Below are 20,137 nucleotides of genomic sequence, written 5' to 3'. Positions count from 1 at the left end.
TGGACGCTATGGGTTTTGGTGAAAAACTTGAAGCACGCAAAACTCGTATCCCTCGCTCTCATGCTGGCTATATTTGGCAGTGTTGGCGCAGTTAGCTGGGCAATTATGAACAGTCACGCTCAAACTCCTCTCTCCCCTCAAGAACAAGCACGCGACGCAGCCATGGACTACATCAAAACTAACCACCCCGAAACAATGCAGTTCATAACCGAACTAGCTTGGACAGGCGGCAGACAAGATTCAGGTCTTCTGGGCGCAGAAACCTACATCTACCAAAGCGAAGGCTGGACTCTAACCATAAAGTACCCCGTCGTAGCAAACCCCATCTACGAAATCACAGTCGACTATTCGACCACATCCACCCAAATAGGCATACCCTACCACATAACATGGACAGGCACCTACCAAAACGGATGTGCAACTGAAGCAAGCTACATCTTTGCACAATAGCATCCCTCATTCCCCCTCGTCCTCCTACCATATGTGTAGGGATGTGGCTTTGCTTCAGTCTTCTTTTACCTTTTTAGTGCCGCTTACAGCAAAACACCCAACAACATAAAAGAGGAAGGCATCGCGCAAAACTGGTAGGCACTAAAACAGCTCATGGTGGTTAAGCAGAATCTCAACTTGAACCACCTCGAAAAACAGATGCCACATCCATCATTTATTTTTGATTCATAAAGTGTATTTTTGTTCAACAATAAATGCGCAAAACCGTTGGTAGTGACATAGTTATATAGACATTTTAGAAGAGAGGTTCAAGTGAACATTTGATGCAAAGGAAATTGATTTATGCAATAGCACTGGTGGCAATAGTAGCGTTGGTGGGCGGTTACGTTGGCTTTACTGTAAATCAGCCTGAATCTAACCCATCACCTTCTCCCACCCTTACCCCAACACCTTCTGAGACACCTCAAAGTTCTCCGCTCGAAAACGAGAATCCCCCCTCAGAGGATGATTCAACACAGCAGCAGGCACGCGACCAAACCATGACATACATTGAAACTAATCACCCTGAAACCGCACAATACATGCAAAGCCTTAGCTGGACAGGCGGTAAAATAGAAACAGAGCTAATTGGTGCTCAAACCTACAGCTACACCACCACGCATGGAGAAGTCGGTGGAGCATGGTGGACAGTAACCCTTAGCTACGCGGTAGTTCTAAACCCAGTTTACACCGTGATTGTTAATTACACTCAAACAGGCGTGCAGACCCCCGCCGAGATATCATGGAATGGAACATGGCAAACTGGAACCATAACCGAAACAAGCTACAGCTTTAACCCATAAACCCCTCACAAATCATCTTCTTTTCTTTTTTAGACAAACCAACAAGGAGGGGTGATAAGTTTTTAAGATAAACGCGACTACTACCAACAATAATCCTTTTCGCAGCAACAGGAGGAGAGCTTAAAAATCCGATTAATTGCCGATTTGCATATTCATGGGCGTTTTAGCAGGGCAACAAGTCCGCGTATGAGTATAGAGGAGATTGCGCGTTACGCTAAAATCAAGGGCTTACAAGTTGTTGGAACAGGAGATTTTACGCATCCTGACTGGCTCATGGAGGTTCAACAAACACTGCGACCAGAAGACGGCACAGGACTGTTCAAGGTCGCAGAAAACCCCGAGTTAGCCACTAAGTTCATGTTAACCGCTGAAGTCTGCACCATATTTGATTATGAAGAAAAAACCCGCAAAGTTCACCACGTGATTTTTACGCCCAGCATCGACACGGCAATCCAAATCAACGATGCCCTAGCCGAATACGGCGACTTGGGTGCGGACGGCAGACCCATCCTTGGCATGACTGCGCCGCAGCTAGTGGAGGAGGTCATGGAGGTTTCAGGTGAGAACATAGTTTTTCCTGCGCATGCTTGGACGCCGTGGTTTAGCGTGTTTGGAGCGTTTAGCGGCTTTGACACCCTTGAAGACTGCTACCAAGACATGACCAAGCACATCCACGCATTAGAAACAGGGCTGTCTAGCGACCCGCCAATGAACTGGCGACTAAGCAACCTTGACAAGTACACATTGCTTTCAAACAGCGACAGCCACAGCTTTTGGCCCTGGCGCATGGGCAGAGAAGCCAACGTCTTCGAACTAAAACACGCAACCTACAAAGAAATAACACAAGCCATACGCGAAAAGGACGCCTCCAAACTAAAATTCACCATAGAAACCGACCCCGCCTATGGCAAATACCACTGGACAGGACACCGCAGCTGCAACGTCTCACTCTCGCCCGCGCAAGCCAGAGAACACAACAACATCTGCCCCGTATGCCACAGAAGCCTAACCAAAGGCGTGGAACAACGCGTAGAAGAGCTCGCTGACCGTCCTGAAAACTTTAAGCTAGATGGAGCAGCGGGGTTTATGCGGTTGCTTCCGCTTTCAGAAATCATCGCGGCGGTACTGGGGGTGGAGTCGCCTTCAACACAGACGGTCTGGAAAGTGTATAATGCGTTGGTGGACAAGTTTGGAGATGAATACACTGTGCTTATTGACACGCCACGGCATGACTTGAAGACGGTTGTGCAGCCCGCGGTTGCCGAAACCATCGTGAGTGTCAGGGAAGGCACCATCAAAGTCATCCCAGGCTACGACGGCGTATACGGCAAACTAGACGTTGAGAAAATCAAACGCGAAGCTATCAAACCCAAACCAGCCAAAACACGCAATGGGGCGCAACAGTTGGGGCTTTCAGAGTTCTGGTAAACACGTTTTCTGACTTGACGAGCATAACGATTTTATTGATTATGCCTATTTACTGATGCAGGGCGATAACTTGTGAAGGAACTTCTAATAGAGCTAACTCAGGCAGCGGTGGAAAAGTTTGGAGCAAAATATGCAGAGGTACGGGCACAAAATCTTGTCAAGACCATGTTTACCATGAAAGAAGGGCGCGTGGAAGCAGCCAAGCAGGGCATCGAAAACGGCGTGGCACTGCGGGTTTTGGTGAACGGCGCATGGGGCTTTGCTTCAGTGGGCTCTGCGGATAGGGCAGTGTTGATGGATTCGGTTTCTGACGCGTGCTCCATGGCAAAAGCAGCCAGCTACAGCCTCAAACGCCCCATAGAGTTAGCCGAGATTGACCCTGTGGAAGACCGCGTGCAGATTAAACCGAAAACTGACCCCGCACAAGTCAGCATAGAAGATAAAATCAAAAACGCGGCTAAAACAACTCAAATCGCCCTCAAACAAGACAGCCGCATCAAAAGCTGCACCATCGACTACTTGGACTTAACGGGAAAGAGCCAGTTCGTAAACAGCGAAGGCACCAACATAGAGCAGGATAAACTCTATGTGTGGTCACGACTAACCGCTTCCGCCCTGCAACAGGGGGTTTTTACGTTTAGCAGAGAAGAAATTGGCTCCACCGCGGGCTACGAAATTTTTGAACAACAAACGCCCGAAGTTTTAGGGGAAAAACTGGCAAAACGTGCGCTGTCGCAGTTGTCGGCAAAATCACCGCGGGGCGGCGGGTTTCCCGTGGTTTTGGGACCTAACGTGGTGGGCGTATTTGTTCACGAAGCGTTTGGGCACTTAGCAGAAGCGGATTTAGCGTTAGCAGGCGGCGTACTCGCAAACAACATGGACAAGAAAATCGCGTCAGATTTAGTCACGTTCTATGATGACGGAACCGTAAACGACGCTTTTGGCTCTTTCAAGTACGACGATGAAGGCGTCCCCGCCCAAAAAACCCTGCTCATCGAAAACGGCGTCGTCAAAGGCTTGATGCATAACAGGGAAACCGCCCAAAAATTCGGTGCAAAACCAACGGGGAATGCTCGGGCAGAAGATTTTCGGGTAGAACCTATTATTCGCATGCGCAACACCTACATGGCACCCCATGACCGCTCGTTTGAAGAGCTTGTGGAGGATGTAAAGTTTGGTTACTACTTCAAGAGTTTCCGCGGCGGACAAGCAAATCTGGATGGTACCTTCCAAGTGGGCATACAAGAAGCCTACGAAATAGTAAACGGCGAAGTAGGCGAAGCGGTGCGGGACGCCTCGTTTAGCGGCAGCACATTAGAGACGTTGCATAAGGTGGATGCTGTGGGGAAAGATTTTTCGCTGCATTCGGGCAGGTGCGGGAAGGGGCAGACTGCCTTTATAGGTGATGGGGGTCCACACGTTAGAGTGAGTGAGGTGGTTGTTGGTGGCAGCGCTTAACAAAGAATTCATGTTACAGCTTGCGCAGGACGCGGTGCAATTGGCGTTGAAGCAGGGCGCCGCCGAAGCAGAGGCGTTTGTTTACGATGATAAAGCAACCAGCATAGGAGTTGAACGCGGTCAAATCACCAAGAGCCAACGCAGCATCGATAGAGGCGTAGGCATTAGAGTACAGCTGCAAAAAGCCATAGGCTTTGCCTACACCAACATCATAGGCAGCCAAACCGCAGTTGAAGACACCATCCAAAAAGCCATAGCCGCAGCCAAAGCAAGCAAACCCGACCCCAACTGGAAAGGGCTCCCCGAGGCAAAACCCTACCCCACCGTAGAAAAAACCTTCGATAGACAAATTTTGGAGTTGCACCCTAAGGATTTAGTGGATATGGCGTCGCGCATGTTAGAAGCAGCCACCGAATCAGATAAGCGGGTGTTTCCCATTGAAGGCGGCGTAGGCGCGGGATACGCTTCGAATGCGATTGCGAACTCTAATGGCATCGCCAGTTTTGATCAGGGAACCGCCGTGGAATGCAGCTTGGCAACCTTAGCCAAAGACGCGCAGGGGGTGACTCCGGTTTGTTTTGAATTTAACGCGGAGCGTAACCTCAACGTTGATCTCCAATGGGTAGGTGAAGAAGCTGCGCGGTTGGCGGTTTCTGCCCTAAATCCTCAGCCCGTGCAAACAGGCAACTACAAAGTCATCTTGACGCAGTTTGCCCTCCAAGACCTGCTTTATCATACGTTGATTAACGCGGTGAAAGCTGATAACGTGCAGCGTGACCAATCGCCCTTCAAAGATAAACTGGGCATGCAAGTGGGCTCAGAAGAGCTTACGGTTTTTGATGACGGCTTATTCCCCACGGGGTTGCGTTCGGGACCTTTCGATGCTGAAGGTGCACCCCACCAAAAGACGCCCCTTATTGAAAATGGGGTGTTGCACGGTTTTCTCTACGATAACTATGCTGCCAAAAAAGAAGATAAACAAAGCACGGGAAACGCCGCACGCGCAGGTTACCTGTCCACGCCCAGTATAGAAATCACGAACTTTCACATTTTGCCTGGAACCAAAACCGAAGCAGAGCTTTTAGCGGAGGTGGATGAGGGCTTAATCGTGTATTACTTGCAAGGGGCGCACAGCAGCAACCCAGTTAGCGGCGAGTTTTCAGTGGTGGCGACGCCTGCGTGGAAAATCAAAAACGGAGAAATCAGCCACGCAACAAACGGTGTCATGCTTGCAGGCAACATCTTTGAGCTGCTCAAAAACGTAACTGCAGTAGCCAGCAACGAACGTAAAATGGGGCAGGTAATTGCGCCTTGGCTGCTTGCTGAAAACGTGAAAGTCATCGGCAAATAACAGCCAAAGCTAGTTCTGGTTGCCTGTCTGCTGCGGAGGTTTGGGCTGGATTTTTTTGTGCATTTTGATGCCTTCGGTTAGGAACAGGGTCATGGCAATTGCGGTCATGGCGGTGAGGAAAAGAAAACTTATTTCAAGCGTTGACCCCATTACTAGAAAGCTTACAGTCAGGGTGATTTCAGCGATGAAGGCGCCCAGAAAAAAGAGGGAGTAGAATATCAGGCGGGGTACGAGGTTTTTGCCGACCCACACGTATCCGCTGACGTCTACTTTTTCTTTGAGCATGTAGTCGCCGTACGCGGTTTTTTGGATTAAGCCTAATGCTTCAAGTTTTAGCAGGTGCCTGTGTGCTACGCTGGGGCTGCTTAGGTTGGCGCCTCGGGTGACATCTCGGGTGCCCACTGGTCTGCCTTCTTTGGCAACGTAGGTGTAGACGTTCAATGTGTTACCTTCGATTTCCGCGTTAGCCATTGTTTCATCAGCTACCCTGTTACTAGTTCGGGGGGTATCGGAGCCATTCCTTCTAAGTAAGTTCCATAGGCAAAACCGTTGTCGGTCTTTGTCAAAATCATATGCTGGAGTACGTCGCTGTTTTCGGGCGTCATAACTGTGGTGTTGCCTTTCACGGTGAGCATACACTGCCGATGCACGTCTATGTATATGGTGTCAGCGTTTCGAAGCTTTGTAACTGCCTCAGGCGGAGCATTGGGGTCTGCGCTGACTATTTCACCATTTAAGAAGCCAGTGTTATTGGTGCTTGCAAATCCGTCACCTACAGTAAGACCGCCGTCGACGAGGGTTCCAGTATAGGTCAAACCGTTTGTAAAGCCTAATGTTCCATTACCGCATATCATCCACGTGAGGGTGAGATTTGCGTAGCCGACACAGAAAGTCAGGTTAGCGATTGGCCCTTCGTCAGAGTAGACACGGAACTTGAAATATTCAATTTTGGCGTCATAATTCTGCAAGGGGTCAGGCTTTAGCATAGTCATGTTGAGGGGTCCGTTAATTGTGGCGCCGTAAACCGTGTTTGTTTCGTTTTGGCGACTGTGGTTAAGGTTGCAGTTTACGTAGAGGGCGTTGACATCGAATAATGGCTCGGCGGCTAAAGCTTGGAGGTTTCCAGTTGGTTGCGCTGGGGCTGCCATCAAGTATTCCAAGGGCATTATGCTTGCTATCCCTATTGCTATGACAAGTATGCTACTTGCAATCAATTTTTTTTCTATAGGCATTTGGTTATTCACCACTCCCCTTACAGGTAAAAGTGCCTAATTATTCTCCCTGAGAAACAAAATTGTTCTCCAAAAGAACACAAAAAGAAAAGAGCCGAAAACAAGGGGGAATCAAATAGACAGGGTTGTTTAGGTGGCGAGTTTGAGTTGGATGGTGGTGTGTTTTACGCCGTATTTTTGGGCGAGGATTTGGTTGATTTGCTGTAGGATTTGCTGGGATTGCTTGTAGTCTGTTGTGTCTAGTTGGATGTGGGCGGTGAAGGAGTACATGTGGGAGGTGATTTCCCAGATGTGCATGTCGGTTATGGCGGCGATTTGGGGAATCTGCTTGTGTAGCTGTGCGCTTATGTCGTCGATGTTCATGCCTTTGGGCGCGGTTTCCAGCAGCACATTCACGGAGTCTTTGAAGAGCCCCACTGCCCAGACCAAAATAAGCATGGAAATTCCAATGCCCAGCAGCGGGTCGATGATGTACCAGTTGGTGAAGTAGACAATTACGGCGCCGACGATTATGACAACTGAGGAGATGGTGTCGGCGAACATGTGCATGAAGGCGCCTTTGATGTTTAGGTTGCTGTGTGCGCTGTCTTTTAAGATAAGGATGCTCAGGCCGTTGGCGGCTAAACCAAGCAGGGCAACAAGGAACATTTCAAAGCCCACTACAGGCTGCGGATTAAGCAAACGAGCTATGCCGTCAATTAAGATGAAAGCGGTAACGGCGAAAAGAAACAAACTGTTAAAGAGAGCCGCCAAGATTTCGACGCGGTAAAACCCAAAAGTGCGGTGGTGGCAGGGTTTTTTGCAGGCTAAAACGGCGGCGGTGTAACTAATTATTAATGCGAATAGGTGGGTGAACATGTGTCCTGCGTCGCTGCCAAGGGCTAAGCTGCCGGTTAGGATGCTGCCAAAAACCTCCACAACCATGACTACACCCGTTACAGCCATGGCTAAGAGCAGGCGGTGTTTAGCGACGCCTTCGTATTCGTGCATGCCAGATAGGGAATCTGGATGGGGCTTATGGGGGTGCGTCATCAACAATTCCGATGAGAAATCTTGCTAATATTAATAATGACACAAACAGGGAAAACCAGAAGTTAAAACACAAACTGCCTTGTGGAGGCGGTTATGCCCAGAAGCTTTTGGAGTATTCACCTATAACGGAGAGGTATTGCTGGCGGGTTTGCTGGGCAATTTTGTTCCAGTCATATTTTTCGAGGATTTCTTTGTAGGCAGCTGTTTTGATTTTTTCGCGGTAGTTGTCGTCTTGGAGTAGTTTGGTTATACCCCATGCTAGTGAGTCGGCGTTGTTGGGGTAGACTTTTACGCCTGTTTTGTCATGCCGCACAATCTCTGATAAGCCGCCTGTATCTGAGACCACCACGGGGCTTTTAGCTGCCATAGCTTCCAAAGCTACGATGCCAAAGGGTTCAAACATGGAAGGAACCACAGAAACATCTGCGATTTTCTGCAGCTTAAGCAGAGTTTCTTCATCCACAAACCCCGCAAAGAACACTTTATGCTCTAAACCCATACTGCGCACGATATCGCTAAGTTGGTCACGCATATAACCCGTCCCCGCTACGATAAATTTGGCGTCCGCTTGTTCAAGAACTTTGGGCACCGCGTTTATGAGCAAATGCACGCCCTTCTCATACACCAAACGCCCCACGTAAAGCACAATCTTCTCGTCGGGCAAAGCATATTTTCTGCGAAAACTGCTTAGGTCTTGTTTTTCTAGTTTGTTGTAGACGTGGGGGCTTACGCCGTTTGGGACCATGACCATTTTGTCGTTGGGTAAGCCAAATGCCCATTTTACGTGTTGGACCATGTAGTCGCTGCAGCAGACCACGCGCCAGGCTTCGTAGGTGAGCCACGCTTCGGTTTCGTGAATCATCTTCTCTGTGTTGGTGTTTAAGCCGTCGCGTCGTCCAATCTCAGTAGAATGCATAGTCACCAAAAGGGGCTTGCGGAAGATGTGCTTTAAGCCGATGCCCGCGTTTGCAACTAGCCAGTCATGCGCATGAAACACATCAACAGGCGTCTCTAGCTTGGCGGCTATGGAGGCAGCTTCCTTTTGCATGTTTAGGTTCATCAAATAAACCCAAGTGGCAAAGTCAGGAGACGGGTTTTTGTAGCTGTCAATACGGTGAACATGCACGCCATCAACAACCTCATACGAGGGAGCATCAGGGAAGTCGCAGGTGACCACGTGAACGTTAACGCCGTTCTGGACTAGGCTCTTTGAGAGGTAGTACACGTGGGGGGATATGCCGCCTACGATTCTGGGCGGGAACTCCCAGCTAAGCATCATAACAGTTAGGGGATGGCTCACAGGTTTTTGCCTCCTGACTCCGCGACGGCGTTGTTGTAGACGGTTTGGATGCTGTTCACCCATTGCTCTTGCGGGCTGGTGGGGGTGACTTGGATTTTTTCTTGGGGCACTTTGTAGAGGCGGATGATTTCGTTTTTCATCCACTCGGATTTGGCAGTGATTTTGTCGGCTTCATAAAAGCCCAGCCATTCGATGCCTTTGATTGCCATGTTGAGCGGGGCATCGGCGTTGGGGGAGCGGTGGTCTTCAAGGCTATCCACCGAGTAGACAAAGGGCACGCCTAGGGCGTTTTTGATGGCTACGGCGGCGGGTATGAAGTGCCAGTCGTGCACGTCGAGCAGGTCAAGCTGTTTTTTGGTTTGGTAGTAAATGTTTGCTATTGCACGTTCAACTTCAGGGTTTAAGGTTAGAACCCAAGTTAGCAAGCTTACATGGGTTAAGACAGGGTTTGAGACGCGAGTGGTTTGGGCGCCGTTAGGTTCTTGGATGGTTCCCGTGTAAGAGTCATGGTAGGTAACTACGAAGGTTTCTACGCCGCGGTTCACAAGCTGCGTAGCAAGCTCACTAACATACTCGGATAGTTTACCCACAATTCGGGGCGGATATTCCCAACAAAGAAGTACAACGCGCATGATAACTTTCCTTACTTGGCTATGTGAAGATTGAACAGACTTTTATGATGCCCCTGCCAGTGAGGTAGAAGCGTTTTTTTCCTTCGTTGTCGTAAAAGCTTTCAGTAAAGCCGTCAGATTTGTAGCGGTCTAAAACGCCCTCGATTTCTTGGGGGTCACGTTCCAAAATGCGGGCGACTTCTTCGCTTCTTCGCGCCAAATCCGCGGCAGTAGCACACAAGTTATGCAGGGTCTGAAGGACTTTTTCGGGAAACGGAAGCTCATCTCTCATCTGTGATGCCTCTTCTCTTCACACAATAATCACGGCTCTGAACTTATAAAAGCATACACACAACGCCGCGCTAGAACAGACCTGTTGCTGCTTGAACCTGACGGGAAAGTTGAAGGTAACGTTTCTGGGCAACTGTGGCGAGTTGTTTGCGCAGGGTTTCCCCTTGGGTTTTTGTGTTTCGAATCGCTTCAAGCTGCTTTTCCAAGTAGGAGTCGCGCAGGGAATGCTTTGCCCAGCTTTCAAAGTCGCCGCGGCTGTTGTGGAACTCTACGCATTTGACTGGTACGGTTTGTAGTGCCGCCTGAAAACCCTTAAGAGTCCAGGTCATGGTGCCTGTGAAGTGTTCTTTGTCGGGGGCAGTGCAAAACAGGAAAGGCTCATTTGCGGCTACGGTTAGGGCGCGTAGGCGGTTTTCGAAATCCAACAGCGACGTCTGAGCAGCTACAAACGCGTTTACAGGAGACTCAAACGGGCTAAAGTAACTGTGCACTTCTCCGGGGGCTCCGCCTGCTGCGAACATGTAGTAGAGGTGGTCGCTGGTTTGGAAGCATCGCCAAAGTCTAAGAACCTCGGGGTCAGCAGCTTCATGAACTAAGGGTTTGAGGCGTTGCAGGTTGGTGCAGTATGCCCATTGCATCGCGTTACCTAGCCAGCCGCTGCTGTCACGCTCTAAATCAGCCCACGAAACCGTACCACCCGATTCAGGAACATCCACCTCACCTTGTGACGGATACTCGGCTATGACTTCGCTGGGCGTTGCCATCTTAAGGTTGCCCCATTTAAGAATCTCCTCGGGCAGGTGTTTTAGGAAGCGGTGAATCCCAGTTTCAGGCCAGTGATGCTCCCCAAAAGTCTCATAATCAGGAAATATGCTAACGCAGTCGCCCTGCTCTTGAGCTAACCACCGAGCGTACTTGTCAGCAGTAAGGGGCCATTCACTCCACCAACGAGCACTGAAGCGGAAGCCTACGTCGTCGGTGAGTTTGTAGTTTCGCAGGAGCAACCGCAAGTTTTTGGTGCCATGCGGCGTGTAGGGGTGGTTGGGGGATTTGCCTTTAAGGATTTTTTCTATGCCTTCGGTGTAGATGCCTTTGTAGCCGAGGTCTTCGATGGTTTTGGCTATGGTGTTGTTGTAGAGAAGCTCCGTGTTTTCAAAGACTTGGGGCGTATAGCCTATGGTGGTTTGGATGGTTTGCTTGTGCATTTGCACTTGAGCTATGAACTCGTCTTTTTCGGGGTATAAACTGGCTATGGAGTGGTAGTAGGTTTGGTCGAGGAATTCTACGCAGCCCGTTTGCGCGAGTTGCCTAAACGTTTCTAGCAAATCAGGGCTGTACATTTCGCACTGCTCCAAAAACGTGCCCGACAAACTAAACGCCACCTTAACAGGACGCCGCTCTTTTTTGTGTGCATCTATGAGGTCAAGCAAAATCTGATTCGACGGAAAATAACACTTCGCCGCCGCGCGCCCAAAAATTTCGCGGTCAATTTCGCGGTCAAAATAGTAATCAAAAAACCCTTCTTTGCCAAGGCGCCTAAACAGCTTGTTTTCCCAAAACAAGTTCTTACGCAACCGATGCGGCTGATGCACCTCAAAAACAAACACAACATCCGTCACAAGCAGACCTCACACCAGTAAAGAAACAACACCATTATTTCAGACTTGCCGTAAAAAAAACCAACAAAAACAAACCAAAAAAACGCCAAAAACAACAAACCACACCACAAAACACAGCAAACACCACAAAAACTGCCAACTAAAACCGAAAAACAACGCTGCCAGTATACAAAAGCATCAACAAAACACACAAAACAAACAAAAAGAAAGAAGAGAAGGCTTTAGATTTTCTTTTCTGCAACTGCGTTTTCTAGTGCAACGACGCCAGGAAGTTTTTTGCCCATCAAAAATTCGATGAGGGCTCCGCCTGCGGTGCTGATGTAGCCGATTTTGTTGCTTAGGCCGTATTCGTTGATGGAGGCTATGGTGTTGCCGCCGCCTGCGAGGCTAAATCCGGGGCTGTTTGCGATGGCTTGCATGACTTTTTTGGTGCCGTAGTTGAATTCTTCGCTTTCGTATACGCCCATGGGTCCTGAGACGACTATGGATTTGGCTTGGCTGATGATTTTTTCGAATTCTGCTACGGTTTTGGATCCGATGTCAAAGATGCTGTGTTCTGTGGGGAGGTCTGAGACGTTGATTTCTTTGCGTTTGCCGTCCATGTCTAGGGCGACGTCTACGGGCAGGATTACGGATTTGGGATAGGCTGCGAGCAGGTCTTTGATGCCAGGGATGAACTGAACGAGGTCCTTTTTCTCTAAGAACGCCATAGTTTTTGGTCCTAGCACAACGCCTTTTGCTGCCAAAAACAGCTGCGAGGTAACACCGCCAACAAGCACATAATCAGCAATGTTGTTGCTCAAAACATAGCGGCTAATCTCCAAAGAATCATCCGCTTTAGCTCCGCCCATAACGTAAACGCAGGGTTTCTCAGGCTTTTCTAGGGCGCGTGAGAGGGATTTTAGTTCGCGTTCCATGATTCTGCCTGCGGCGCTGGGCAGTACAGCGGTGAATCCGACCATGCTTACGTGTCCGCGGTGGGCGGCTGCAAACGCATCGTTCACAAACAGGTCAGCAAGGGGCGCAAGGTTTTGCACTACGGGGGTTTTTGAGTGCTCTTGGGGGGTGCCTTTTTTGGTTTCGCCATCAAAACTGCGCGCGTTCTCCAACACGAGGATTTCGCCGCTTTTGAGGGTTTTTATGGCGGCTTGGGCTTTTTCGCCGTAAAGGTCATCAACATATTTCACGGGGCGGTCTAGGATTTTGCTTAGAACCTGCGCGTGCTGCTGTAGGGGTGTGTAGTCGGGGTCACCTTTTCTGCCTTGATGTGCAAGGATTACAGTTTTAGCGCCTTTATCTGCAAGCTCTTTTATGGTGGATTCTCCGTGAGCACGAATACGCACATCACTAGTTACGTCTTTGGTTTTTGGGTCAATTTCACTGTTAAAATCTACGCGAACCAGAACTACTTTGTCTTTCACGTCAAAATCGTCTAAAGTCTTGTAATTAGCCATTTACTTTATCTCCCAACTGAAATTTTGTTTGAAAAAAGAAAAGGAAGGGTGGGTTTTAAGGTTTCAGGGGTTTTATAATCCGGCTTTTTTGCCGACCATTTCGATGAATTCGACCATGCGGTTGCTAAAGCCCCATTCGTTGTCGTACCATGAGAATACTTTGACGAAGTTGCTCTTTTCACCCATGACCATGGTCAATTGTGCATCGAAGACTGAGCTGTAGGTGCTGTGCAGAACGTCTGTGCTAACGATTGGGTCTTCAGTGTACTGCAAGATTCCTTTGAGTGAACCTTCAGCGGCTTCTTTCATGGCGGCGTTGATTTCTTCTTTTGTTACGTCTTTGCTCAGAACAGCAGTCAAGTCAACGATGGATACATCGGGGGTTGGAACCCTAAGGGAGTAACCGTTCATCTTGCCGCTGCAGCTGGGCAAAACTACGCCAATTGCTTTGGCTGCGCCTGTACTGGTTGGGATAATGTTCACCGCTGCTGCGCGTGCGCGGCGCATGTCTTTGTGGACGACGTCTTGGACTTTTTGGTCGTTAGTGTAGCTGTGAGTAGTTGTCATGAAGGCTTTTTCCAAGCCAAAGCTGTCAGCCAAAACCTTGCTAATTGGAGCTAAGCAGTTGGTTGTGCAGCTGGCGTTGCTTAGGATTTCGTGTTTTTCAGGGTCATATGTGTCGTGGTTGACGCCTAAGACAACTGTTACGTCGGGGTCGGGGCTGGGTGCGGAGATGAGGACTTTTTTGGCTCCTGCTTGGAGGTGTTTGGCTGCATCTGCACGTTTAGTGAAAAAGCCAGTGGACTCAACAGCAAGATGTACGCCCAGATCTTTCCAGGGCAATGCTGCGGGGTCGCGTTCACTTATGGCTTTTAGAACTTTACCGTTGACAACTAGGTCGTTGCCTTGGACTTCAACTGTGCCAGGGAACCTGCCGTGGACAGAGTCATACTTGAGAAGATGCGCATTAGTTTTGGCGTCTGCCAAGTCGTTGATAGCAACAAAATCAATGTTTGCATTGCGTTCCAAAGCGGCTCTATACAAAAGCCTACCGATTCTTCCAAAACCGTTAATTCCAACTTTTATCGCCATTACAATCACCTAATGTTTTCCGAGTTCTAACACCACACTCTGACTTAATTAATTTTTTGACCCTCCACCAAAAACCAAAACAACACAATACAACCCACCAAAATACAACCAAAAACCAAAACAGTAGGTAGGGGGAAAGGGTGGCGGGTCCGCTGGGATTTGAACCCAAGACCTCCGGCTCCGCAGGCCAGTGTCATAATCCGTACTAGACTACGGACCCTCATGTGGTGGTGGATTACGACGTGTCAGTGTTGAGCCTGCGTTGTTGCCTTTGTTCTTCCTCAATTGATTACTGCCTTACAGATATATTATTCGTTTTGCAAACGGCAAAGATGCCAAGTTAGCCTGTTGTTTGGTTGCTGTGAAATGTTATGTGTGTGCTGGGGCTCAAGACAGATTGATTTGTGGGAGAGAGAAGGGGCAAATTCAACCTACCAGTGATTTAATGGCACTCCTTGAGCCCATTCAGCCAGGTTGTAAATAATTTGGATTAAAGAAAAAAGAAAGGTGGGGGAGTTTTGGTTGTTCATTGTTGTTTATTTTTTCTTGCGGACTACGACTATGACTATGGCTATGGCTGCGATGATGAGTACTGCGACTGCGGCGAGGATTTCCATTGGCAAGTCTGCGGCGGTGCCTGGGGTGACTTCGGGGGATACTTCAGCTACTGCTGCTGAGCATACGCCTACGGCGGTTTCTGCGTAGGATGCTGCGTAGGATGCTGAGCCTTCGAAGGTTGCGACGATGGTGTATTTGCCTTCCGCTGGTGGCTGCCACATGGCGCTAAACATTCCGCTCATGTCGCTTTGTACTGTGCCGATGCTGTAGCTGCTGCCGTCGTCACTCATAGCGGTTAAGACTACGGAGACTCCTTTGGCGTCAGCAGGAATTGGTCGTTGCTGGTAGATGTACTCCATCCAGTCGTTCATGTATTCGTCGGCAATTGCGGGGGTACCCATGGCGCCTTCACATTGATCGGTTACGGTGCCTTCAATTAGGACAGCTCCGCCATTGGCTACGACTTTGGGTGAAGTTGTGACGGTGGTTTCGCTTGGACCTTTGCCGTAGCAGTAGTACTGGTTGTCATAGAGGTTTAGGTCTACTAGGTAGCCGTCTGCGATTGCTGGGTCAGTGCCCCAGTGTTCAATCTTCCAGAGTTCTGTGCCTGAGTCAATGTCGATGCAACGCATGTATTTGCCTCGTGAAAGCGGCATGGTTGGAGAGTGCTCAGAGGTGAAGAGGTAGATCTTTCCGTCAGCAATAGCACCTAACTGCAAGGGGTCGTTTTCGTAGAAGGTTTCAAAGCCTGTGGTTCCGCTAGTGTAATCCCAAAGTTTTGTTCCAGTTTGCATGTCATAGCATGTCAAGAAGCCAGCGTAGCCGTAGGAGAGCAGTTTACCATACGCGATGGATTCGCTCATGCCGTAGAAGTCCCATGCGGGTTTTGACTCGGTTTCCCAAAGCTGCTGACCTGTCTCTAGGTCATATCCCCAGTAAACGCGGCGGATGCTTTCTTTGAAGACAAAGATGCCGTCTTCATAGCTGACTGTTGGTCCGCTGACTTTGCCGTAGCCGAAGAGACCTCCACCGTATGTTAGGGAGTTCTTTGGCGGGGTGAAGCTAACGTTCCAAAGCAAGCTGCCTACGTGTCCAGGTGCTAAGCTTATAGCCCAGATGTGACCTTGGGTGACACCGTTGTCATCGTTGTTTCCTGAAACACCACCGATCATGATTTCGTCAGGGATAATCTTGTAGATGCTTCCAGCAACATCAGGTATTGAAACGTCTAAAGAGTAGCCGTCGTTACCATCGTAGGTCGCGTTGAGGTCGGGTCGCCACATCCAGTAATAGTTGCTTTCGAATTCGTCTTCGTACCAGATGGCTTGGGTTGTGTTCCAGATGGTCAAGCGGGTGTCTCCGTCAGAGCGTACGATGTTGTACCATAGAAGACTGCCGTCTTTGCCTGTTGCCATGGTGCCCGCGGTTGAAACGTTTGCGATGCGGCATATGTAGTTGCCAGTGAAGCCGTCAAAGAGCATTAGCTCGTTGGTGTATGGTCCTGCAGTGCCCCATAGATACGGGAAGCCGCCGTGCTGGTTAGGCGAGTCATAGTTGAGTACTTGACCATACAAGAGTTCCCCTTCAGGGAGTCTGCCTGAATAGTCAAAGCCATAAGGCGGATAATCGTATGTCACTGCGCCTGTAGTGTTGTGGAAGTACAACTGTTCGCCTGTACGCAAATCAACACACCACCAACCCATTCGTGGGGGCGCGCGGACGTTGTAGTACAGTTTTCCGTTAAGAATTATCAAGCCGTTTCCGAAGGTTTCGTAGGATTGTCCAGTGTAGTAGCTAAGGTCGCCTAGTTGGCCGCCCATGATGCCGCCTTCCCAGTAGGGTAAGGTCCACATGATGTGGCTGCTTTCAGGACCTAAGCTGTATCTGTTGAAGTCTCCAGGGTTGTCTGCTCCTTGTAGCCAGTGGCCAGCAATTGATCCCCAAGCTCTGTTTAGGGCGCTTATGGGGCGTTCCCAGTAGCCATCAGGAATTGGAGTTTCCTCATATGGCTGAATCTGCTCTTCCTGAACCGTCAAAGTAACGGGGTCACTGGTTGCACCCAGATAGGTGTCGCCAATGTATTCGGGGTTACGTTCGCCGATTTCAGGAGGGGGAATAGGTTCGCCAGTGATGAGTTTGCCTGGCCAGCTAAAGACGAAAGTATATTCGCCTACCTGGTTAGGAGTGTAGGTTGTGTATGCGGCTCCTACGGGGTCAGATGTGAATGGTCCAAGGGTTTCTGTGGTTCCGTCGGGTTTTGTTACTGTTACTTCCATGTTTTGCCAGCGGTCACCGTATTGTCCGTTTGCAGTAATCGGGTAGTCGTTAACCCACATGACGAGCAATGCTGGTTGATTGACGCCGATGGGGTTGGGTGAAGCGCTCATGTACGCGTATGTTTTTATGGTCCATGGTGGGTCGTGTGCGGTCGATGTTGGCATCATAACAGCAAAAGCGGATGAAGTTAGCAGCAGAATCAATACAAGCGTAGGAACTACTGTTTTTTTGGGTTTCTTTTCAGCATTAAACATTTAATATTTTCCCAGTCCTATTTTGGTTGGCGATAGTATAACACATTTGCTTTAAAAATTTTTTCAATATCAACGTAAGAGCCGTGTTTTAACAGTCAAAAAGCAAGAGCAGTTTTCTTGACACTATATAAGAGACACAAAGCAGCAACAAAAAACTTTGACAAAAAGAAAAAAGGGTGGGGTTATTGGCGTTTTCTAAGTACTAGGGCTGCGGCTGCTATGACGATGACTGCGATGGCTATTCCGATGGCGATGTAGGTGGTGGTTGGCATTTCACTAGTTGGTGGAGGAGCAACGCTTGGGGAGGGGGAATCAGACTGCGAGGGCGTAGAGGTTGGAGGTGCAGATTCTGAGGGTGCTACAGAGGGTGAGACAACAGCTGCGGCGCCTGCGGGTCCTACGCCAAAGAAGGTTTCAGCGCAAGAGCCATAGTATGAGTTGCTGCCTTCGAATGATGCGACAACTGTGTATTTGCCTTCAACTGGGGGTTCCCACATTACACTGTATTGTCCGCTTGCGTCACTGGTTGTTTGAACTTCGTGGTCGTTTCCGTTGGGGTCAGTGATGGTTAAGACTACGGGTACGCCTTGGGCGTCGCTTGGACGTGACTGCTGCATGTAAGTGTATTCCATCCATGCTTGCTGGTCAGCATCAGATATTGCGGGGGTACCCATTGCACCTGGAGATTCGTCAGTTACGGAGCCTTGAAGCAGTATGGGCATACCTTCGGGTATCACAGTGTCGGGGGCAGATACAGTTGTTGCGCTTGGTCCTTTAGCCCAGCAGTAAATCTTGTTGTCATAGGCGTTCAACGCGACCAAGTGGCCGTCAGCGATTGCAAAGTTGTCACCGCCGTTTCCAGAGGGCATAGAGACACCAAAGTCCATGCATTTCCAAAGTTCGGTGCCTGTTTCTACGTCAATGCATCGGATTGCAGAGCCGCGCCATAGGGGCTGTGTGGGAGAGTGTTCGCCAGAGCCTAGGAAGACTTTGCCGTCAGCGATAAGACCAATGCCTAAGGGGTAGTTGCCGTAGGGGGATTCCCAGCCTTCTTGTGAGGCAGTGTAGTTCCAAAGGACATTGCCTGTTTGGAGGTCATAGCATATCAGTACACCGCCATAGCCTGTGGTTAAGAGTTTGCCGTCATAGATGTTCTCTGTCATGCCGTAGTAGTTTAGGGAGGGTTCGGGTTCGCTTGGGCCCCAGAGCATTTCTCCAGTTTCAAGGCTATAGCCCCAACGTTGCAGACCAATGGCTTCCTTGAACAGGAACACGCCGTCTTCAGGGTCTACAGTTGGTCCTTGCATGGCACCTGCGGAGAATGCACCAGATATGGCAATGTCAGGTACTTGTGGCGGTGGAGTGAAAGTTATGTTCCACAGCATAGTTCCTTCATTGCCTTGCTCTAAGCTTAGGGCGCAAAGCCAGCCGTCTTGGCTGTATGAACCGTTGTTCTTGCCAGAAGTTCCAGCTATAACGAATTGGTCTTCGCGTACTGCACGTATGCTAGCGCCAGACATGTCAGGTATTGTCACGTTTAGGCTGTAGCCGTTGTTACCGTCGAAAGTAGCGTTTAGGGTGGGTCGCCACATCCAGTATTCATTGCTGCTCCAGGTGTCTTCGTACCATATTGCGCGGGTAGTGTTCCAGCATTGCAGGTAATAGTTTGGTGCTGCTGGAGAGCCTAAGTTGACCAAGTTGTAGTGTAGAAGGCTGCCATCTTTTCCGTAGACTTGTGTGCCCCAAACTGCGGGGGTTCCAAAGAAGGAAAAGCCTTGAGGAACGTTCTCGATCCTGCACATGTAGTTGCCTGTGAAGGCATCGTACATACGCCAAGTGTTAGGCTGTTCAGGGTCATACATGCTCCACAAATACGGGAAGCCGCCGTGCTGGTTAGGTGATTCATAGTCAAGTATTTGAGCAAAACTCAACAGTTCACCTGTTATAGCACCTGAATAGTCAAAGACTCCGCCTACGCCAGTTACGGGTCCGGTGGTGTTGTGGTAATATAATGTTTCGCCTGTGTAGAGGTCAACGCAGTACCAGCCTTCTTTTGGAAGCGACAAAACATTGTAGTATAGTTTTCCGTCCAAAATTATTGGGGGCTGGAAGTGCAGACCTTCATAGTGGTAGGTTTGGTAGCCTTTTGCTCCGTAGCGTGCATCCATAAGTCCGCCAGTCCAGATTGGGCGTGACCACAAAATGTGAGCGCTTTCAGGAGCTTCACCATAGCCAAACTGAGTAGTTGGACCAACGTTCTGAGCGGCACCTGCTAGCCAATTACCAGCAAGAGGCCACCAGTTACGGTTGGCGTTGTTTATGGGGCGTGTCCAGTAATAGTCTGGCAGAGGAGTTTCAGCCCATGCTTCCACAGGGTCTTCCTGCACCACAAGGACAACAGGTTCGCTTTCACCACCCAAGTAAGTATCACCCATTGCAGCGTTAGGGGGTGCTCCAGGCTGGGGGTTTGGATTGGTTATGACATGGTCGTCCATGACAACAACAAAGGTGTAGCTGCCCACTTGATTTGGGGTGTACACGGCATATGCGCCTCCGACAGGGTCGGACACAACATCTGGGATTGTTTCTGTGCTGCCGTCAGGTTTTGTGACCATTACGTCAAAGGTCCATCTGTCACCGTATTGTCCGTTTGCGGTTGGTGGAACTGCATTAGACCAGAAAAGCACAAATGCAGCTTGGTTAACGCCGATGGGGTTAGGGCATGCGAGGGTAGCGTATGTCCACGTGGGGACTTCTATTGGGGGGTCATGTGCATCAGCAGTGGGTATCGTTGCCGCAAAGGTTGAAACAACAAGCAACATAGTCAAGACTAAAGGAAATAAGGTTCGTTTGGTATTCATTTTCATCTCTCTTCTATTTGGTTAGTC

At 49.4% G+C, this 20,137-nt stretch carries 16 protein-coding genes and 1 tRNA gene; 5 read left to right on the top strand and 12 right to left on the bottom strand.

The annotated features are described in order from the left end of the window. The first annotated feature begins 27 nt into the window (after positions 1-27). The 5 genes from NWF04_09205 (at position 28) to NWF04_09185 (ending at position 5,529) form a co-directional block, all read left to right on the top strand. Positions 28-450: a hypothetical protein gene (locus NWF04_09205; protein ID MCW4006749.1), complete on the top strand. Its 423-nt coding sequence runs from the start codon at positions 28-30 to the stop codon at positions 448-450. A gap of 323 nt (positions 451-773) precedes the next feature. Continuing rightward, positions 774-1,292, top strand: coding sequence for a hypothetical protein (locus NWF04_09200; GenBank protein MCW4006748.1), 519 nt, complete (start codon positions 774-776; stop codon positions 1,290-1,292). Between the two features lie 186 nt (positions 1,293-1,478). Next, positions 1,479-2,720 (top strand): endonuclease Q family protein, encoded by a 1,242-nt coding sequence (locus tag NWF04_09195; protein MCW4006747.1) that lies wholly within the window; start codon positions 1,479-1,481, stop codon positions 2,718-2,720. 72 nt (positions 2,721-2,792) lie between these two features. Then, positions 2,793-4,178, top strand: coding sequence for a TldD/PmbA family protein (locus NWF04_09190; protein MCW4006746.1), 1,386 nt, complete (start codon positions 2,793-2,795; stop codon positions 4,176-4,178). Continuing rightward, the gene (locus tag NWF04_09185; GenBank protein ID MCW4006745.1) at positions 4,165-5,529 is read left to right on the top strand and encodes a TldD/PmbA family protein; all 1,365 of its coding nucleotides are present in this window, start codon (positions 4,165-4,167) and stop codon (positions 5,527-5,529) included. The genes NWF04_09190 and NWF04_09185 overlap by 14 nt, the downstream gene beginning before the upstream one ends. A 9-nt stretch (positions 5,530-5,538) precedes the next feature. On the opposite strand, the gene NWF04_09180 is transcribed toward NWF04_09185, so the two are convergent. From NWF04_09180 to NWF04_09125, 12 genes are all read right to left on the bottom strand, one after another. Beyond that, positions 5,539-6,000, bottom strand: coding sequence for a hypothetical protein (locus tag NWF04_09180; protein ID MCW4006744.1), 462 nt, complete (start codon positions 5,998-6,000; stop codon positions 5,539-5,541). An 11-nt stretch (positions 6,001-6,011) separates the two neighbouring features. Continuing rightward, positions 6,012-6,761 carry a hypothetical protein gene (locus NWF04_09175; protein ID MCW4006743.1) on the bottom strand — a complete coding sequence of 250 codons (750 nt, stop codon included), beginning with the start codon at positions 6,759-6,761 and terminating at the stop codon, positions 6,012-6,014. Between the two features lie 129 nt (positions 6,762-6,890). Beyond that, positions 6,891-7,793 (bottom strand): cation diffusion facilitator family transporter, encoded by a 903-nt coding sequence (locus NWF04_09170; protein ID MCW4006742.1) that lies wholly within the window; start codon positions 7,791-7,793, stop codon positions 6,891-6,893. A gap of 91 nt (positions 7,794-7,884) precedes the next feature. Beyond that, entirely contained in the window at positions 7,885-9,093 is a 1,209-nt protein-coding gene (locus NWF04_09165; GenBank protein ID MCW4006741.1) for a glycosyltransferase family 4 protein, read from the bottom strand. Then, positions 9,090-9,725: a glycosyltransferase gene (locus NWF04_09160; protein MCW4006740.1), complete on the bottom strand. Its 636-nt coding sequence runs from the start codon at positions 9,723-9,725 to the stop codon at positions 9,090-9,092. Before NWF04_09160 ends, NWF04_09165 begins: the two co-directional genes overlap by 4 nt. A 19-nt stretch (positions 9,726-9,744) precedes the next feature. Continuing rightward, positions 9,745-9,996, bottom strand: coding sequence for a hypothetical protein (locus NWF04_09155; GenBank protein ID MCW4006739.1), 252 nt, complete (start codon positions 9,994-9,996; stop codon positions 9,745-9,747). A gap of 70 nt (positions 9,997-10,066) precedes the next feature. Continuing rightward, the gene (locus NWF04_09150) at positions 10,067-11,614 is read right to left on the bottom strand and encodes a glycoside hydrolase family 57 protein (protein MCW4006738.1); all 1,548 of its coding nucleotides are present in this window, start codon (positions 11,612-11,614) and stop codon (positions 10,067-10,069) included. A 221-nt stretch (positions 11,615-11,835) separates the two neighbouring features. Beyond that, on the bottom strand, positions 11,836-13,068 hold the full coding sequence (locus NWF04_09145) for a phosphoglycerate kinase (protein ID MCW4006737.1): 1,233 nt from the start codon (positions 13,066-13,068) through the stop codon (positions 11,836-11,838). A 72-nt stretch (positions 13,069-13,140) separates the two neighbouring features. Further along, positions 13,141-14,160 carry a type I glyceraldehyde-3-phosphate dehydrogenase gene (gap, locus tag NWF04_09140; protein MCW4006736.1) on the bottom strand — a complete coding sequence of 340 codons (1,020 nt, stop codon included), beginning with the start codon at positions 14,158-14,160 and terminating at the stop codon, positions 13,141-13,143. 141 nt (positions 14,161-14,301) lie between these two features. Beyond that, a tRNA-Arg gene (locus NWF04_09135) sits at positions 14,302-14,380 on the bottom strand. Positions 14,381-14,696: 316 nt separating this feature from the next. Further along, the gene (locus NWF04_09130) at positions 14,697-17,249 is read right to left on the bottom strand and encodes a PQQ-like beta-propeller repeat protein (GenBank protein ID MCW4006735.1); all 2,553 of its coding nucleotides are present in this window, start codon (positions 17,247-17,249) and stop codon (positions 14,697-14,699) included. 182 nt (positions 17,250-17,431) lie between these two features. After that, positions 17,432-20,110 carry a hypothetical protein gene (locus tag NWF04_09125; protein MCW4006734.1) on the bottom strand — a complete coding sequence of 893 codons (2,679 nt, stop codon included), beginning with the start codon at positions 20,108-20,110 and terminating at the stop codon, positions 17,432-17,434. Positions 20,111-20,137: the final 27 nt, after the last annotated feature.

The organism is Candidatus Bathyarchaeota archaeon (assembly GCA_026014465.1).
Lineage (GTDB): Archaea > Thermoproteota > Bathyarchaeia > Bathyarchaeales > Bathycorpusculaceae > JADGNF01.
The sequence above is the reverse complement of the archived record's forward strand: the minus strand, read 5'-3'. Positions and strand labels throughout refer to the sequence as shown.

Excerpts from the sequence above, each read along its gene's own strand:
- NWF04_09170 (MCW4006742.1), bottom strand. The coding sequence starts at position 7,793 with ATGACGCACCCCCATAAGCCCCATCCAGATTCCCTATCTGGCATGCAC.
- NWF04_09200 (MCW4006748.1), top strand. The coding sequence starts at position 774 with ATGCAAAGGAAATTGATTTATGCAATAGCACTGGTGGCAATAGTAGCG.
- NWF04_09125 (MCW4006734.1), bottom strand. The coding sequence starts at position 20,110 with ATGAATACCAAACGAACCTTATTTCCTTTAGTCTTGACTATGTTGCTT.
- gap (MCW4006736.1), bottom strand. The coding sequence starts at position 14,160 with ATGGCGATAAAAGTTGGAATTAACGGTTTTGGAAGAATCGGTAGGCTT.
- NWF04_09180 (MCW4006744.1), bottom strand. The coding sequence starts at position 6,000 with ATGGCTAACGCGGAAATCGAAGGTAACACATTGAACGTCTACACCTAC.
- NWF04_09145 (MCW4006737.1), bottom strand. The coding sequence starts at position 13,068 with ATGGCTAATTACAAGACTTTAGACGATTTTGACGTGAAAGACAAAGTA.
- NWF04_09195 (MCW4006747.1), top strand. The coding sequence starts at position 1,479 with ATGAGTATAGAGGAGATTGCGCGTTACGCTAAAATCAAGGGCTTACAA.
- NWF04_09175 (MCW4006743.1), bottom strand. The coding sequence starts at position 6,761 with ATGCCTATAGAAAAAAAATTGATTGCAAGTAGCATACTTGTCATAGCA.
- NWF04_09130 (MCW4006735.1), bottom strand. The coding sequence starts at position 17,249 with ATGTTTAATGCTGAAAAGAAACCCAAAAAAACAGTAGTTCCTACGCTT.
- NWF04_09155 (MCW4006739.1), bottom strand. The coding sequence starts at position 9,996 with ATGAGAGATGAGCTTCCGTTTCCCGAAAAAGTCCTTCAGACCCTGCAT.
- NWF04_09160 (MCW4006740.1), bottom strand. The coding sequence starts at position 9,725 with ATGCGCGTTGTACTTCTTTGTTGGGAATATCCGCCCCGAATTGTGGGT.